Origin of the sequence: Paraburkholderia sp. GAS448 (assembly GCF_050435685.1) — a bacterium.
Lineage (GTDB): Bacteria > Pseudomonadota > Gammaproteobacteria > Burkholderiales > Burkholderiaceae > Paraburkholderia.
In genome coordinates this window covers 147,550-162,880 of the sequence record NZ_JBNDKT010000013.1, presented here as the reverse complement: position 1 = coordinate 162,880, position 15,331 = coordinate 147,550, and the positions used below count along the sequence as shown (strand labels likewise).

The 15,331-nt window shown below is 64.1% G+C and carries 15 protein-coding genes, 1 other RNA gene and 1 riboswitch; of the genes, 7 read left to right on the top strand and 9 right to left on the bottom strand.

The genetic code is table 11. The features are described from left to right. Positions 1-4: 4 nt before the first annotated feature. Genes cobT through P3T23_RS23675 form a run of 4 tightly spaced genes read right to left on the bottom strand, consistent with a single transcriptional unit; the run spans position 5 to position 4,942 of the window. Entirely contained in the window at positions 5-1,060 is a 1,056-nt protein-coding gene (gene cobT, locus P3T23_RS23690; protein WP_429318553.1) for a nicotinate-nucleotide--dimethylbenzimidazole phosphoribosyltransferase, read from the bottom strand. A gap of 20 nt (positions 1,061-1,080) precedes the next feature. Further along, complete coding sequence (locus tag P3T23_RS23685; protein ID WP_429318552.1) at positions 1,081-1,914, bottom strand: ABC transporter ATP-binding protein; 834 nt, start codon at positions 1,912-1,914, stop codon at positions 1,081-1,083. After that, complete coding sequence (locus tag P3T23_RS23680; protein WP_429318551.1) at positions 1,911-2,957, bottom strand: FecCD family ABC transporter permease; 1,047 nt, start codon at positions 2,955-2,957, stop codon at positions 1,911-1,913. The genes P3T23_RS23685 and P3T23_RS23680 overlap by 4 nt, the downstream gene beginning before the upstream one ends. A gap of 44 nt (positions 2,958-3,001) precedes the next feature. Beyond that, positions 3,002-4,942, bottom strand: coding sequence for a TonB-dependent receptor plug domain-containing protein (locus P3T23_RS23675; protein WP_429318550.1), 1,941 nt, complete (start codon positions 4,940-4,942; stop codon positions 3,002-3,004). 88 nt (positions 4,943-5,030) lie between these two features. After that, a riboswitch (cobalamin riboswitch) is annotated at positions 5,031-5,281 on the bottom strand. Positions 5,282-5,500: 219 nt separating this feature from the next. Between P3T23_RS23675 and P3T23_RS23670 the strand changes: the two genes are divergently transcribed. From P3T23_RS23670 to P3T23_RS23650, 5 genes are all read left to right on the top strand, one after another. After that, positions 5,501-5,863: an ATPase gene (locus P3T23_RS23670; protein ID WP_429318549.1), complete on the top strand. Its 363-nt coding sequence runs from the start codon at positions 5,501-5,503 to the stop codon at positions 5,861-5,863. Next, positions 5,860-6,174 (top strand): cell division protein ZapA, encoded by a 315-nt coding sequence (locus tag P3T23_RS23665; RefSeq protein ID WP_429318548.1) that lies wholly within the window; start codon positions 5,860-5,862, stop codon positions 6,172-6,174. Before P3T23_RS23670 ends, P3T23_RS23665 begins: the two co-directional genes overlap by 4 nt. A gap of 110 nt (positions 6,175-6,284) precedes the next feature. After that, positions 6,285-6,466: non-coding RNA, 6S RNA (gene ssrS / locus P3T23_RS23660), on the top strand. 119 nt (positions 6,467-6,585) lie between these two features. Continuing rightward, positions 6,586-7,044, top strand: a complete 459-nt coding sequence (locus P3T23_RS23655) for an EVE domain-containing protein (protein ID WP_429318547.1) — start codon at positions 6,586-6,588, stop codon at positions 7,042-7,044. A gap of 217 nt (positions 7,045-7,261) precedes the next feature. Next, positions 7,262-7,993: an SIMPL domain-containing protein gene (locus P3T23_RS23650; RefSeq protein WP_429318546.1), complete on the top strand. Its 732-nt coding sequence runs from the start codon at positions 7,262-7,264 to the stop codon at positions 7,991-7,993. A gap of 100 nt (positions 7,994-8,093) precedes the next feature. On the opposite strand, the gene lgt is transcribed toward P3T23_RS23650, so the two are convergent. Next, a complete protein-coding gene (lgt, locus tag P3T23_RS23645; protein WP_429318545.1) occupies positions 8,094-8,999 on the bottom strand; it encodes a prolipoprotein diacylglyceryl transferase in 906 nt (301 codons plus the stop codon). A 120-nt stretch (positions 9,000-9,119) separates the two neighbouring features. After that, positions 9,120-10,082 (bottom strand): LysR family transcriptional regulator, encoded by a 963-nt coding sequence (locus P3T23_RS23640; RefSeq protein ID WP_429318544.1) that lies wholly within the window; start codon positions 10,080-10,082, stop codon positions 9,120-9,122. 159 nt (positions 10,083-10,241) lie between these two features. On the opposite strand from P3T23_RS23640, the gene ilvD reads away from it, so the two are divergent. Both ilvD and P3T23_RS23630 read left to right on the top strand, forming a co-directional pair. Continuing rightward, positions 10,242-11,915: a dihydroxy-acid dehydratase gene (ilvD, locus tag P3T23_RS23635; protein WP_429318543.1), complete on the top strand. Its 1,674-nt coding sequence runs from the start codon at positions 10,242-10,244 to the stop codon at positions 11,913-11,915. 153 nt (positions 11,916-12,068) lie between these two features. Beyond that, positions 12,069-12,404 carry a c-type cytochrome gene (locus P3T23_RS23630; protein ID WP_429318542.1) on the top strand — a complete coding sequence of 112 codons (336 nt, stop codon included), beginning with the start codon at positions 12,069-12,071 and terminating at the stop codon, positions 12,402-12,404. Positions 12,405-12,483: 79 nt separating this feature from the next. Here P3T23_RS23630 and P3T23_RS23625 read toward each other — a convergent pair whose 3' ends face one another. The 3 genes from P3T23_RS23625 to P3T23_RS23615 form a co-directional block, all read right to left on the bottom strand. Continuing rightward, entirely contained in the window at positions 12,484-13,200 is a 717-nt protein-coding gene (locus tag P3T23_RS23625) for a DUF2486 family protein (RefSeq protein ID WP_429318541.1), read from the bottom strand. 120 nt (positions 13,201-13,320) lie between these two features. Continuing rightward, positions 13,321-13,737 carry a DNA polymerase III subunit chi gene (locus tag P3T23_RS23620; RefSeq protein ID WP_429318540.1) on the bottom strand — a complete coding sequence of 139 codons (417 nt, stop codon included), beginning with the start codon at positions 13,735-13,737 and terminating at the stop codon, positions 13,321-13,323. Positions 13,738-13,768: 31 nt separating this feature from the next. Then, positions 13,769-15,280, bottom strand: a complete 1,512-nt coding sequence (locus P3T23_RS23615; RefSeq protein WP_429318539.1) for a leucyl aminopeptidase — start codon at positions 15,278-15,280, stop codon at positions 13,769-13,771. Positions 15,281-15,331: the final 51 nt, after the last annotated feature.

The window sequence follows — 15,331 nt, the reverse complement described above, 5'->3', positions numbered from 1 at the left end:
TGGCTCAGGCGTCGCGGTCAGCCACACCGGCGGATTCGAAACTCGCCATCTCGTTGATGAACGCGACTGCCGCGCGCAACAACGGCAACGCCAGCGCGGCGCCGGTGCCTTCGCCCAGCCGAAGATCGAGCGAGAGGAGCGGAACCGCACCGAAATAGTCGAGCATGCGCCGATGCCCAGCCTCATTCGACGCATGAGCGAACACACAGTAGCCGCGCACCTCAGGCGCAAGCGCATCGGCCACGAGCAGCGCGGACGTCGCGATGAAACCGTCGACGAGGATCGTCATCCGCTCCTGCGCCGCTGCGAGGTACGCACCGGCCATCATCGCAATCTCGAAGCCGCCGAAAGTGGCGAGCACGTCGAGCGGGTCGGCGCTGACGGCGTGCATGGCAAGCGCCGACGCCAGCACGTTGCTCTTCTTCGCGAGACCGGCGTTATCGAGACCGGTGCCGCGTCCGACGCATTCGTCGATCGGCACGCCACAGAGTCGACTCATCAGGCACGCGGCCGCCGACGTATTCGCAATGCCCATCTCACCGAGGCCGATCACATTGGTACCCAGCGCCGCGTGATGGCGCACGCGTGCCGCGCCGGCCTGCATGGCGGCGAGCGCTTCTTCACGCGTCATCGCAGGCTCGTGCGCGAAGTTTCGCGTGCCTCGCGCGATCGGGATATCGACGAGTACATCCGACGGCGGCAACGGCGTCGCCACGCCCGCATTGACGATTTCGAGCGTGAGCCCCGCGACACCGCTCAGCGCATTGATCGCCGCTCCGCCCGCAAGAAAGTTACCGACCATCTGCGCCGTGACGGCCTGCGGATACGGACTCACGCCTTCGTGCGCGATGCCGTGGTCGGCCGCGAATACGATCATCGCCGGACGTTCGATGGTGGGATGCGTCGTGCGCTGGATCATGCCGATCTGGCGCGCGAGCGCTTCGAGACGACCGAGGCTGCCGGGCGGCTTCGTCTTCGTGTCGATGATGCGCTGCAAGTCGTCACGCAACGTCTGATCGAGCGGTTCGACAACCGGCAACGCGAGTGGAGAAGAGGTCATGTTCATTTTTCGTTGAGGGATTATTGGTGTCCTGATGCATCGCCCGGCGCATGCGCAGGGTACATCGCGGGAACGAGTGCTTCATGGTCGCCGTCGCGGATCAGGATGAGCGGATAACCGAAGGCGCGGCTCGCGAGCGCCGGTGTCAGCACGTCGCGCGGGGCGCCCGCGTGCGCGCCGCCGTTTCCTTCGAGCAGTAACGCGTGTGTCGCAAAACGGCGTGCAAGGTTGAGGTCGTGACATGAAAAGATGACGGTTCGCGGTGTGTGCCGCACCCACTTCGTCAACGCTTCGAGGCAGTCGATCTGGTGATGCAGGTCAAGATGCGATAGCGGTTCATCCAGCAGCAACAGCGGCGCATCCTGACACAGGACCGCTGCCAGCGCGACCCGCTGACGCTCGCCGCCCGAAAGCGACAACACGTCACGCGTCGCCAGCGGGGCAAGGCCCAGCGTATCGAGCGCCGCGTGCGCCGCCGCGCGATCTTCGGCGCCTTCCCACCCCCAGCCCGAGAGATGCGGAAAGCGGTTGAGCATCACGATGTCCAGCACGCTCGCGCTGAACGCGTCGTGTTCGCCCTGCGGCATCAGCGCCCGGCGGCGTGCAAGATCGACTGGCGACCAGTCCGCGACGCGCAGGCCGTCGACTTCGACATGGCCTGTTGCGGGCGCAAGCAATCCGGCAAGCGCCGAGATCAGCGTCGTCTTGCCGGCACCGTTCGGTCCGGCGATGCACCAGGCTTCGCCGGCATAAAACGTGTGCGTGAAATCGTCGAGCAACGTGCGTGCGCCTGCACGCAACGTCACATGTTGCGCACTAAGCGCAGGCGCGTTGCGGGAAGGACGCTTCATCATCGCCGCCTGCGCAACAGCATCCACAGGAAGACGGGCACGCCCGTCAACGCCGTAATCACGCCAACCGGCAATTGCGCCGGTGCGATCACGGTGCGCGCAACCAGATCGGCGCCCATCACGGCGACGCCTCCGGCAAGCGCGGCTGCGGGCAGCAGCATGCGCTGGTCATTGCCGAAGCAAAGCCGCAGCATGTGCGGCACCACAAGGCCGACGAAGCCGATGGTGCCGCCCGTCGTGACGGCAGCGGCCGCTGCCAGCGAGGCCACGAGGTACACCCGCAAACGCAGCCGCATGACGGAGACACCAAGCGCGTGCGCGGCCGCATCGCCGCGCAGCAGCACGTTCAGTTGCGGGGTAACGGGCACGATCGCGACGAGCCCGACCAGCAACGCGGCAAGCGCGACCCAGGGCGCGCCGCCGCCGTTCAGGTCGCCGGTGAGCCAGAACAGCATGCCGCGCAGACGGCTCTCCGGTGCGACGCTCAGCAGCAACGTGATGACCGCGCCCCAGCCTGCTGCAATCACGGCGCCCGTCAGCAGCAAACGCGGCGACGTGTCCTGCGGCTCGCCTCGCCACAACTCGCGGCGTGCCAGGCCCAGCACAAGCAGGATCGACAGCAATGCACCGGCCAATGCGCTGGCGTCGACGATCCACCATGCGCAACCCGCGATCATCGCGATCAGCGCGAAGCTGGCCGCGCCGCCAGACACGCCTAGCACGTACGGTTCGGCGAGCGGATTGCGCAGCAGCACCTGCAACAGGGCACCGGCAACGGCGAGCAATGCGCCGCACGCGAATCCGGCAAGCGCGCGCGGCAGGCGCAGGCTGCGGACGATTTCACCCGCGAGATCCGTCGATGCCAACTCGCTGCTGCCATGCCACGGCAGCAGCGCAGCCAGCACGCGCACCGGCGAGACGGGCACGCTGCCAAGCATGAGCGATGCGACAAACACGAGGAACGCCAGCACGCCGAGCACGAGCCAGATCGCGGCCGCGCGCTTCGCGGTCATGCCGGCAACGGTGCGTAGTGCGAGGCGACTCATGGGCGTGGTTTCAGAAGACACGATGGCTCAGTACACCATGCGCATCACTGCTGCTGCCAGCCGAGCGTGAGCCAGGCGCCGCGTCGTGGCGTGTTGTATGTGTAGGCCAGTTCATAGTCCTTGTCGAAGAGATTCTGGATCTGCGCGGCCACGTACCACGCCTTCGTGATGTTGTAGCGCGCGGAGAGGTTCACTACACCATAGCCGCCGAGGGTATTGCCGGTATCGTCGCGCTCGCCACTTACGATCCACTCGCCGCCCACGCGCCATCCTGCAACGTCGCGGTTCGCCGAGAGCGATGCGAAGCGGCGCGCGCGCCGGTTCAGATCGGTGTTCGTGTCTTCGTCGACGGGATTCTGCACCGTCAGCGAAGCACGCACGTCAGTCTTGCCCAGATGGCCGCTCCACGATCCTTCGAGCCCCTGCACCTTCGCCCGCCCGACGTTCTGCGCGACATACACGCCCGGCGTGACCTGTTGATATTCGATCAGGTTCGTATGGCGCGTCTGGAACGCGGTCAGTCGCAACACGCCCAGGGCATCCGATGCGTACTGCAACGCCGCTTCAATCGAATGACTGTGTTCCGGCTGGATGGACGGATTGCCGCTCTCCGGAAAGTACAGATCGTTGAAGGTCGGCGCGCGGAATGCATCCGACCAGCTTGCGGTCACCTTCCAGTGCTCGTTCAGATCGTAGCCATAGCCGAGATAGTAACTGTTCGCGCCGCCGAAATCGGAGTACTGGTCGCGCCGCACGTTTGCCTGGAACTGGCTGCCGCCGAAGCGCCCCGTATAGCCGATAAACCCGGAGTCCACGTGACGGTCGGGCGCGCCGTACTCATCCGAATCGAGGCTCTGGTCGAGATGCTCGTAGCCTGCCTGGACCTTCTGCTGCGGCGCGAACGTGAAATCGTTCTGCCACGTGTACTGATGGTTGTCGGTGTTGAAGTGGTCGGTATAAAGGCCGTTCAACGCCGTGGTGCTGCGATCGTTGCCCGTCGCGACGACGAAGTGCGTCGTCCACCAGTCGGTCACGCGACCGTTCGCGAATACCGAAGCCTGCTGAATCCTGCTGTATAGATTGTTGAGATCGGTGGGCGCGCCGAACGGATCGTCGAAGCTGTCGTTGCCGTTCGACTGGAAATAGCGGATGCCCGCGTCCCACCTGTCGTTGAATGTGTGGCGCAGCGATGCCGAGATGCTTTCGTTCAGATAGCCATTGGCGTTCGGATTGACCGGCGCGAGCGCGGGATCGATCGACGAAAAGCCGTCGGTTTTTGTCCGCGCGAGCGACAGGCTGAAGGTCGTCGCGCCGTCCCTGTCGAGCGCACCGTTCACACCGGCCTGCTGGCTTTGCGTGTGATAGCTGCCATAGCCGACGGAGAAATTGAAGCGCGGCGGATGATCACCGCCGTCCTTCGTGAACACCTGCACCACGCCGCCAATCGCGCCGGAACCATATAGCGCCGACACATTGCCGTTCACCACTTCGACGTGATCGACCTGATCGAGCGGGATCTGCTCGATCTGTGCACTACCGAGGCTGACCGAATCGACACGCACACCATCTATCAACACGAGCGACTGCTGTGCCGAAGCGCCCCGCAGGAACAGACTCGCGGACGAACCCGGGCCGCCATTGCGCACGATCTGCGCGCCGGGCGCGAGTTGCAGCAAACCCGGCAGATCGCGCGCCGTGGTGTCGGCGATGTCCTGCTGGTCGAACCGCGCGGTCTGAGGGATCGCGTCGGCGAGCGGCTGCGGGCCGCGCTCCGCAGTCACGACGATCGGCGTGAGCGTGGTGCTGGCGGGCTTCGTGGCGGGAGCGGCCGTTGTGCTGGCGGTTGCAGTGTCGCCGGGCGCAGCCGACGGCGCCGTATCCTGCGCAAGCGCAGGCGCTTCATCCGTCGTTGCGGGCAAGGCCTGCGCGCCGAGCGGCAAGCCGGCCACGGCGAGTACTGCCGTGCCGGCGATGGGCGTGTACATCCGGTTGATTCCTGTGGATAGCGTGCCTGGCCTGCTTCCCCGCAAGCCGATGCGTAACAGGGCGGTCCGCCGGCGTGAAGCCACGCAGACGACGCCCCTCACTCTGGCCGGTATCCGGGCTGGCGACACATCGACCCGCCTTCCCACGCACGAATAGCGCAGTGGCATCGCGCGCCTCGCTGGAGGCGCGCCCAGGTCGACCTGCATGACATCATGCGGTCGCTTACCGTTGCGGGGGCAGCACAGGTTGGCTCGTCCTGGCGGACGCGGCTTCCTGTTTCCCGTTTAACTGCGCACGATGTGAAAACGCGCGCGGGCACCAAAGTGCCGCAAGTGTAGGAGCGGCCTCCTGGGGCGTCAAGAAAGGTCGATTCCTGCAATTCGCGTGCGCACGTCGCGTGCAATGCGAGCAAAATTTCTGCATGCCACAGGCACGAAACTCGCTCGAAACACGCATAAAACAGGTATAAAGCAGAGCTGTTACGTCTCGAAACGAGACAATTGTCGGAAGCTGTCACATTCCGCGCTAAAATGCCGTGTCTTTAGAGGACGCAGCACATGCTCACCGAACTCGAAACACTCTCACAGAATATTGGCCGGCTGATCGAAATCAGCCAGCGTCATCACGAAGCGCGTCGCGCGCTTGAACAGCAGCTCGCCGACGCTCGCGCAGAATGCGAAGCCGCGCGTGCCGAGCTCGAGCAGATGCGCGAAGAGCGCAACGCGCTGCAGGCGGAGCGCGATACGCTTTCATCGAAGATCGACGACGCCCAGGTGCGCCTGAACGCGATCCTCGAAAAACTCCCGCGAGCGAAAGCTCACGCCGAGCCGGACAATCAACTTGATCTGCTCGCGTCGTCGCAGCAGGAAGTCGAAACTGAAGCCGGCGGCGACGTCACCCGCCACGGAGAAAACGCATGACCGCAAAGCAGATCGAAGTCTCGATCCTCGGCCAGCCCTATCGTCTCGCCTGTTCGCCGGAAACCGAAGCCGCGCTGCTCGAAGCCGTTGCGCGCGTCGATGCAGAGATGTCGAAGATCCGTTCGACCAGCAACGTTCGCGGCCAGGATCGCATTGCCGTCATGGCTGCGCTGTCGCTGGCATCGGAACTGCTTAAGCTGCAGGCTAGCGTACGTCATGGAGAATCATTTCCCGCCGAAGAAATCCGGCGTACAATGCACTCAATGAACGAACAGCTGGGCGCAGTGATCCAGCAGTACGGTGTGCAGTAAAAGTTATTCAGAGGCAGGCCATCTGGAACATCGGGCCCGCTTCGGATTCAGAGCAGTTCGCGAGGTCACCCGAGGTAACCTCGAGCGTCTGGATCCAGTCAGTTTTGTCAGCTTCCCTGCCTGGTTCGCCAAGGTCATATATTCCTTGAACCAATGCCATGTGCACGGTTGCGGAAATTTGCAGCACGGGTGTGCGCGTCACTCCGTCTGATGTACCCGAAGTGCTGCTAACTGCGACCAATTCTGAACTCCCGGTTCAGGATGCCGGCCTAGCGGCTATGGCGGGGACCTATTCAACGGCATCGGACAATCGTCCGATGCCGTTTCCGTTTGTAGTGTTCCTTCCGCATCGCTAGCGCCGCGTCACGCATTGCGCTTATCCTGTGTTCTTCTCAACGTTCAAATCGACTCATGCGCTACTGGCTAATGAAGTCCGAACCGGACGAAGCAAGCATCGACCACCTCGCCAACGCCCCTCGGCACACCCTCCCCTGGACGGGCGTGCGCAACTATCAGGCGCGCAACTTCATGCGCGACATGATGCAGGTGGGCGACGGTGTTCTCTTCTATCACTCGAGTTGTCCGGAGCCGGGCATCGCCGGGATTGCCGAGGTATCGTCGACGGCCTACCCCGACCCTACCCAGTTCGATTCGAAAAGTCCGTACTACGATCCGAAATCGAGCCGCGAGACACCGCGCTGGATACTGGTCGACGTGGTCTTCAAGAAGAAGATCCCGTTGATTCCGCTCGCAAAGCTGCGCGAATATCCTGCACTTGCGGACATGCGTGTGCTCGCCAAAGGCAACCGGCTGTCCATCACGCCGGTCACTGAAGCCGAATGGCGCTTCATTACGAAGCAACTCGCCTAGCTGCTATGCGCGACATCGCGCGGCATCGCCTGACCGGACCGTCGCGCAGAGGAACCAACCTGATCTTACAGCCGCCTAACTGAGTCGCAAGCACCGTGCCACTCCGATGCACGGTGCTTGCATCGCGACAGCCTCGACGGGCGCCCGGTTGGACTTCAAGTGCCTGCCGCCCGATATAGGGCATCGCGTACAACCTGCCCAAGAAAGGAATCAAACGATGACCAGAAAACACGCACTCGCCTTCGCTCTCGCTGTCGCGTCCGCGGCGCCGCTCGCGTTGTCGCTGGCGCCAGCAACCGCCCACGCGCAGACTGTCGTGCAAAATCCGCCGTCGGGCGTGTTGTCGCTGTCGGCGCAGGCAAGCACCGAAGTGCCGCAGGATGTCGTCAACATCACGCTGTTCTATGAACAGCAAGCGAGCGACCCCGGTTCACTCACCAGCACGCTCAACGAGCGCGCTGACGCGGCGCTGCAAAAGGCGCGCGGCGTGGCTGGCGTCACCGCGCGCACCGGGGCATTCTCGATCTTTCCGTCAACCGATCGCGACGGGCGCATCTCGGCGTGGCGTGGCCGCACAGAAGTACAACTCGAGTCGCACGACTTCGCTGCGGCATCGAAGCTCGCCGGACAGATGTCGTCGATCATGCAGGTCGGCAATGTGTTGTTCTCGCTGTCGCCGGAAGCGCAGCGCGCCGCCGAACAGAAGCTCACCGGTCAGGCGATCGCGTCGTTCCGTCAGCAGGCCGCTTCATCGGCACAGGCGTTCGGCTACAGCGGCTACACCATTCGCGAAGTCAACGTCGGGCATAACAGCTTCATGCCGCGTCCGATGATGATGATGAGCGCCCATGCAATGGGCGCCGATGCCAAAGCCGCCGCGCCGATGCCGCTCGAAGGCGGCACGTCCACGGTGACGGTGAACGTATCGGGTTCGGTCCAGATGAAGTAATACGGTGCGCTCCATTGGAGCGTTTCGTTCATTGCCCGCAGAAGAGCAAAACGCCACGGCATGCCGTGGCGTTTTGCTTTTCTTCCTCTGTGAAGACGCGTCAGTTCGCGCCGACCGCCGATGATTGTTGACGCTTGCCGCGCCGATACGACCACACCAGCAACGCGATGCCCACGAGGACCATCGGCAGCGAAAGCCATTGTCCCATCGAAAGCCCCAGCGCCAGCAGCCCGAGAAAATCGTCCGGCTCGCGTGCGAACTCCACGGTGAAGCGGGCCAGCCCATAGCCGATCAGGAACACGGCGGACGCTGCACCCACCGGACGTGGCTTGCGCGTAAAAAACCACAGCACGAGGAACAGCACGACACCTTCGAGCGCGATCTCATACAACTGCGACGGATGGCGCGGCAGCATGTGATATTGCGCGAACACATCGGCCAGATGCCAGCGCGTCGTCAGTTCCGGATGCGTGGCGAGCCAGCCGGCGTCCTCATTGGCGGCGCCCGGAAACAGCATCGCCCATGGCGCAGACGGATCGGTCACGCGCCCCCACAACTCGCCATTGATGAAATTGCCGAGCCGCCCCGCGGCGAGCCCGGTGGGCACCATCGGTGCGACGAAATCGGTGACCTGCAACCACGTGCGCTTGCGCTGCCATGCGAACAGCACCATCGCGAACGTCACGCCGAGAAAGCCGCCGTGAAACGACATGCCGCCTTCCCAGACCTTGAAGATATCGAGCGGATGCGCGAAGTACCAGCTCGCCTTATAGAACAGCACATAGCCGAGCCGGCCACCGAGGATCGTGCCTAGCACGCCGTAAAACAGCATGTCGTCGATGTCTTTCGCGGTCCAGCCTTGTGCAGCGACATGCGGCAGGCGCAGACGCAAGCGGCCGACAACGATTGCCGCAATGAACGCCACAAGGTACATCAGGCCGTACCAGCGCACCGCGAGCGGCCCCAGGTGAATGGCGACGGGATCGAAATTGGGGTGAATGAGCATGTGTTTTTATGGGTGGTTCAACTGCGGATTCGGTTACGGCAACCGCGACGGGCGCGGCAACAAAACATGCATTGGACGGCGCGTCGCCCGATGGGTTCGCGATAGTCTCGAAGTCATTCGTCAGCGCTTGCGCGCACCGTGCGCCGCGACCGTGGCCGCATGCGCGCGCACGATGTCGATGAAGCCCGCCAGCACCGGACTCACCTCACCCGTGCGCCAGACGAGACCCGTCTCGATTGCCGGCACCGATTCGCGCAGCGGCCGGTAGACGACGCCCGTGCGCCGCAGATTACGTAACGATTGCGGCACCAGCGCGACACCCATGCCCGCCGACACGATACTGACGATCGTCTGCATCTGGATCGCCTCCTGGCCGATACGCGGCGTGAGCCCCGCGACGCCGTAGCAATCCATAATGATGTCATAAAAGCCTGGCGCGAGACGCCTTGGGAAGATCACGAGCGGCGCATCGGCGACGTCGCGCAGGCTGACCGGCTCGTCGCGCCAGTCCCCGTCAGGGTTGCTGCCGGCGTGCTCAGCCAGCTCCGACGACATCGCGATCACCAGCGGCTCGCGCGCGATGGGCAGCCAGGATAGCTGGGCCAGATGCCGCGGCGGCAGCGGCGCAATCACGAGGCCGGCGTCGATGCGGCCCGCAACGAGTTCGTCGATCTGCACGTCGCTGGTCGCTTCGGCAAGCTGCAGGCGCACGCGCGGATGGCGCGCGCCGAAGTCGCGCAGCAGAAGCGGCAGCAACCCGTAATCGGCCGTCGAGACGAAGGCGAGCGACAACACACCCGCTTCGCCACGCGAGAGGCTCTGCGCGAGCGGCCTCAAGCCCTCGGCGCTCGCGAGGAGGCGCCGCACTTCGGGCAGCAGGTCGACGCCCACCGGCGTCAGCTCGACCGAGCGCTTGGTGCGCGCAAAGAGTTCGACGCCGAGCGTATCCTCCAGCGCGCGGATGGCCTGCGACAACGGCGGCTGCGTCATGGACAGGCGCGCCGCCGCCCGCCCGAAGTGCTTCTCTTCGGCGACGGCGATGAAATAGCGCAACTGGCGCAGATCAGGCGTAAGGTGCAGCATCGATTAATATGTTTTCCGACCTAATACAGCCTCAATAATATATTGGACACGCGCGACGAGACACTGCATTCTTGCGCCACGTGCTGAACCATCCGCCCTGACCTCCCGGGCGAAGGTCCCCCAATACCAGCACCCAGGACAAGACAATCGGAGCTCCCCATGTCGTACAACCGTCGTTCGAAGAACATCACGCAAGGCGTCGCGCGCGCGCCGAACCGTTCGATGTATTACGCGCTTGGCTATGAAAAGGCCGATTTCGACAAGCCGATGATCGGCATCGCGAACGGCCACTCGACGATCACGCCGTGCAACTCGGGCCTCCAACGCCTCGCCGACGCAGCCGTGACAGCGGTCAAGGGCGCCGACGCCAACCCGCAGATCTTCGGCACACCGACCATTTCGGACGGCATGTCGATGGGCACGGAAGGCATGAAGTACTCGCTCGTGTCGCGCGAAGTGATCGCCGACTGCATCGAAACGTGCGTACAGGGCCAGTGGATGGATGGCGTCGTCGTGATCGGCGGCTGCGACAAGAACATGCCGGGCGGCATGATCGCGCTCGCGCGGCTCAACGTGCCGGGCATCTACGTCTATGGCGGCACGATCCGCCCGGGCAACTGGAAGGGCAAGGACCTGACGATCGTGTCGTCGTTCGAAGCCGTTGGCGAGTTCACGGCCGGACGCATGTCGCAGGAAGATTTCGACGGCATCGAAAGGAACGCGTGCCCGTCGTCGGGTTCGTGCGGCGGCATGTACACCGCGAACACGATGAGCTCGTCGTTCGAAGCGCTCGGCATGTCGCTCCTGTATTCGTCGACGATGGCCAATCCGGACGACGAAAAGGTCGGTTCCGCAGCGGAATCGGCGCGCGTGCTGGTCGAAGCGGTCAAGAAGGACCTGAAACCGCGCGACATCATCACGAAGAAGTCGATCGAGAACGCCGTATCGGTGATCATGGCAACCGGCGGCTCGACGAACGCGGTGCTGCACTTCCTCGCGATCGCCCACGCGGCCGAAGTGGAATGGACCATCGACGACTTCGAGCGCATGCGCAAGCGCGTGCCGGTGATCTGCGACCTGAAGCCGTCGGGCCAGTTCGTCGCCACCGATCTGCACAAGGCAGGCGGCATTCCGCAGGTCATGAAGATCCTGCTGGACGCGGGTCTGCTGCACGGCGACTGCATGACGATCACCGGCAAGACCATGGCCGAAGAACTGAAAGACGTGCCGTCGACGCCGCGCGCCGACCAGAAAGTGATCTTCCCGATCGACAAGGCGCTCTACAAGGAAGGCCACCTCGCGATCCTGAAGGGCAACCTGGCAACGGACGGCGCGGTCGCGAAGATCACGGGCCTGAAGAACCCGGTGATCACGGGCCCGGCACGCGTGTTCGACGACGAGCAAAGCGCAATGGAAGCCATCCTCGCCGACAAGATCAAGGCCGGCGACGTCGTCGTGCTGCGTTATCTCGGCCCGAAGGGCGGCCCCGGCATGCCGGAAATGCTCGCACCGACTTCGGCGATCATCGGCAAGGGTCTGGGCGAATCGGTCGGCCTCATCACCGACGGCCGCTTCTCGGGCGGCACGTGGGGCATGGTGGTGGGTCACGTTGCGCCGGAAGCGTATGCAGGCGGCACGATCGGTCTCGTGCAGGAAGGCGATTCGATCACGATCGACGCCCACAAACTGCTGCTGGAACTGAACGTCGACGCCGCCGAACTGGAGCGCCGCCGCGCCGCGTGGCAACAGCCGAAACCGCGTTACACGCGCGGCGTGCTGGCGAAATACGCGGCGCTCGCGCTGCCGGCCAACAAGGGCGCTGTGACGGGTTGAGCATGAAACCGGCGTAGCGCCCGACCGGCTGTGTTTGACAACGGCCGGCTCGAAACGAAGGGGCGAGGACTGGGGCACACGACGGGTCGTGTGCCCCTTTGCTTTTATAATGCCTGCACCACAGGTCGGGCACACGCACCGGCGGAGACCAGAATGAATCGAAAGTCGTATGCAGCATGGGCGCTCATCGGCACGCTGGCAGCCGGTGGAACGGCGTATGCACAGAAACCCGCGGTCGACGGGCTCGCGCTCGCCAAGGCGCAGAACTGCATGAGCTGTCACTCGGTGAACCGGCCAGTCATGGGACCGGCGTTGCATGACATCGCGGCAAAATACGCACCGCGCGGCGATGCGGCGACGTCGTACCTGTCGCGCAAGATCGTCGAAGGCAGCACGGGCGTCTGGGGCAGGGTGCCGATGCCCGCCAACACGCAGCTCACGCCCGATCAGGCCGTCGAGCTTGCGAACTGGATCCTGTCGCTGCAGTAAATCGCGGGTGGTGTTCGCCAGCCAGGCATCGGACAGCCCGCTGGCTGCTATGCACTACATGCATGGCTGACGGGGCGAGTCAGACGTCCGAACGCCGCGCCGCTTCTTCCTTTACTGCGTCCTTCACCCATCCGGCGATTTGCACTTCGAGCGCAGATGCCACTTCGCGCGCGATCTGACCGACGAGCCAGGTCGCGTGGACCCGCATCGCGGCCTGACACCGCTCTTCGATCAGCTCACGCCCTTCGCCGCCCAGATAACTCGCAAGACGGCCGCGCAGACGCTCGGCCAGCATATCGGCATCGATCTCGTGAGTGCCGTTCCCGCGCGCCAGTTCGGGCGCGTAGGGCTCGGCGAACGGCGTTGTTGCGACTTCGGTTGAGTCGTCGACGGGTGCGGGTTGCGGCACGAACGCAGGCGCTACCGTCTGCCGGTGTTCTGGCGGAGACTGGGGGGCGACCGCTGACGGCACCTCTCGCGCAACTTCCGGTGCAACCTGCGGCGAGGCATCGGCGGCGACATGAGGTACGTCTTTCGGCGCAACCACGGGCTCTTCGGTCGTGGCCACGACGGCAGGTGGCGGCACGTCTGTCGGTGCCGGAGTGGGCGCAACAGGCTCAGCCGGTGCCTCGAGTACGTCCTCGGCCGGCGCTGCGGCCGGCGCCGCAGCCTCGGCGGACGGATGGCGCGCGCGCACGGGACTGCCCGCCACGAGAACGTCACTCAGTACCGGAATCGAAGTATCGTCGCTACCACGGGGACCGCTGCTATCGTGGCTATCGTGAGAAGGGGACACGAAAACACTCCGTCAATGAATCGGGCGAACCGATAGGGGTCAAGCCAGGCCGCTGAGCCATGTTCACGCAGCAGACCACGCGAACGTTAACCGCGGGCAATCGCACGCACCCGGCAGACATCAACCGCCCTGCTTGTAGTTGTTCAAAGCATAGCCGCGATCGCGGTAAAAGCGATAGCGCTCGCGACCTGCGGCGAGTTCGTCGGGCGTATTGCCGACGATTTCCAGAAGCCGTTCGAAGCGCGCGAACTGCGCCGGCACCTCGGCGCCAAGATTGAGCAGTACCTGATGGTGCGGCGCGTTATCGAGATTCGTCGCCAGTACGATAGGCGTCTGCGCGGCAAGCGGGCTGTCCATCATGCAGTGCGGCACGAAGTCGAGCGGCGAAAACGTCCACAACTGCTCGTCGAACGCGCGTAGCCGTGCAGGGTCCGCCAGCACGACGGTCGGCTGTTGCGCCTGATACGCCTTGCGTATCAGGCGGCAGGCGTACAGAAGCGAATCGCCCACGTTCGAATGAAAGTCGATCCGTGTCATGCCCGGCTCCGCCTCGCCACGCTGCAACGCGTCATTGCGCCGCGCGGTCGATCAGGAACTGCGCGAGCAGCGGCACCGGACGCCCCGTCGCACCCTTCGCCGCTCCGCTCTTCCATGCCGTACCGGCGATGTCGAGGTGGGCCCACGGATAGCTTTCAGCGAAACGCGACAGGAAGCACGCCGCCGTCACGCTACCCGCCGGACGGCCGCCAATGTTCGCCAGATCCGCGAAATTCGACTTCAGCTGATCCTGGTACTCGTCGTCGAGCGGCAGGCGCCAGGCCGGATCGGCCGCTTCTTTCGATGCGTCGAGCAGTTCGCCGGCAAGCGCGTCGTCCTTCGCGAACAGGCCGCTGTTGTGATGGCCGAGCGCGATGATGCACGCGCCCGTCAGCGTCGCGATGTCGATCACGGCGGCCGGTTTGAAGCGCTCCGCGTAGGTGAGCGCGTCACACAGGATCAGACGGCCTTCCGCGTCGGTATTGAGCACTTCGATCGTCAGGCCCTTCATGCTGGTGACGATGTCGCCCGGCTTGGTCGCGTTGCCGGCCGGCATGTTCTCGACAGCCGGAATGATGCCGACGACATTGATCTTCAGGCCCATTTCCGCCACCGCGCGCAGCGTACCCAGCACCGAGCCCGCGCCGCACATGTCGTACTTCATCTCGTCCATGCCTTCGCCCGGCTTCAGCGAAATGCCGCCGGTGTCGAACGTCACGCCCTTGCCGACCAGCACCACCGGCGCAGCCTTCGCGGCGCCACCCTGGTACTGCAGCACGATGAACTGCGGCGGCTCGACGGAACCCCGCGTGACCGACAGGAACGAGCCCATTTTCAGCGCTTCTGCCTGCTTCTCGCCGAGCACTTCAACTTTCAGCTTCCAGTCTTTCGCGAGCTTCTTCGCGGTGTTCGCGAGGTAGGTCGGCGTGCAGACGTTGGCCGGCAGATTGCCGAGGTCGCGGGTCAGGTCCATGCCGTTGGCGAGCGCGGCGCCCTGCTTCGCGGCAATTTTGGCGGCCTTTTCGTCGGCGCTATCGACACTGAATACGACGCGCTTGAGCGCCCGCACGCTGGTGTCGGGCTTGCTCTTCAACTGGGTGAATTTGTACGTGAGTTCACGCAGTGCGAGGATCGCGGCGCGCACGTTCCAGTCGGCCGTGCGTTCCTGCACCGGCAGTTGCGCCAGCGTGAACGTGACCTGCACGACCTTGGTGCCGAGGAGCGCCCGCCATGCGGCGCGCACGGCTTCGCCGTAGGCTTTCTGCGTAAAGACATCCTGTTTGCCGAGACCGACCAGCAGCACGCGCGAGGCGCCGATGCCCGATACTTCGTGCAGGAACAGCGTGGTGCCGCTCTTGCCGTCCATGTCGCCGGCCTTGATGATACGGGTCAGGAGGCCCTTGGCGGCGGCGTCGATTTCCAGCGCGGCACCCGACAGCGTCTGCGACTCGAACACGCCGATTACAATGCAATCGGACTTTCCGGTAAGGAACCCGTTTGACGTGCCTTTGTTCCAATCACAGGCTTTTATGCTAAAGTCCATCGCGCTTGTCCTCGGATAAAATCTGGGCTTAGGATGAAAGCCGCAATTATC

Coding starts and splice junctions, on each gene's coding strand:
- P3T23_RS23675 (WP_429318550.1), bottom strand. CDS start 4,942: ATGTACACGCCCATCGCCGGCACGGCAGTACTCGCCGTGGCCGGCTTG.
- P3T23_RS23665 (WP_429318548.1), top strand. CDS start 5,860: ATGACCGCAAAGCAGATCGAAGTCTCGATCCTCGGCCAGCCCTATCGT.
- P3T23_RS23650 (WP_429318546.1), top strand. CDS start 7,262: ATGACCAGAAAACACGCACTCGCCTTCGCTCTCGCTGTCGCGTCCGCG.
- P3T23_RS23680 (WP_429318551.1), bottom strand. CDS start 2,957: ATGAGTCGCCTCGCACTACGCACCGTTGCCGGCATGACCGCGAAGCGC.
- lgt (WP_429318545.1), bottom strand. CDS start 8,999: ATGCTCATTCACCCCAATTTCGATCCCGTCGCCATTCACCTGGGGCCG.
- ilvD (WP_429318543.1), top strand. CDS start 10,242: ATGTCGTACAACCGTCGTTCGAAGAACATCACGCAAGGCGTCGCGCGC.
- P3T23_RS23685 (WP_429318552.1), bottom strand. CDS start 1,914: ATGATGAAGCGTCCTTCCCGCAACGCGCCTGCGCTTAGTGCGCAACAT.
- P3T23_RS23655 (WP_429318547.1), top strand. CDS start 6,586: ATGCGCTACTGGCTAATGAAGTCCGAACCGGACGAAGCAAGCATCGAC.
- P3T23_RS23640 (WP_429318544.1), bottom strand. CDS start 10,082: ATGCTGCACCTTACGCCTGATCTGCGCCAGTTGCGCTATTTCATCGCC.
- cobT (WP_429318553.1), bottom strand. CDS start 1,060: ATGACCTCTTCTCCACTCGCGTTGCCGGTTGTCGAACCGCTCGATCAG.
- P3T23_RS23630 (WP_429318542.1), top strand. CDS start 12,069: ATGAATCGAAAGTCGTATGCAGCATGGGCGCTCATCGGCACGCTGGCA.
- P3T23_RS23620 (WP_429318540.1), bottom strand. CDS start 13,737: ATGACACGGATCGACTTTCATTCGAACGTGGGCGATTCGCTTCTGTAC.
- P3T23_RS23615 (WP_429318539.1), bottom strand. CDS start 15,280: ATGGACTTTAGCATAAAAGCCTGTGATTGGAACAAAGGCACGTCAAAC.
- P3T23_RS23670 (WP_429318549.1), top strand. CDS start 5,501: ATGCTCACCGAACTCGAAACACTCTCACAGAATATTGGCCGGCTGATC.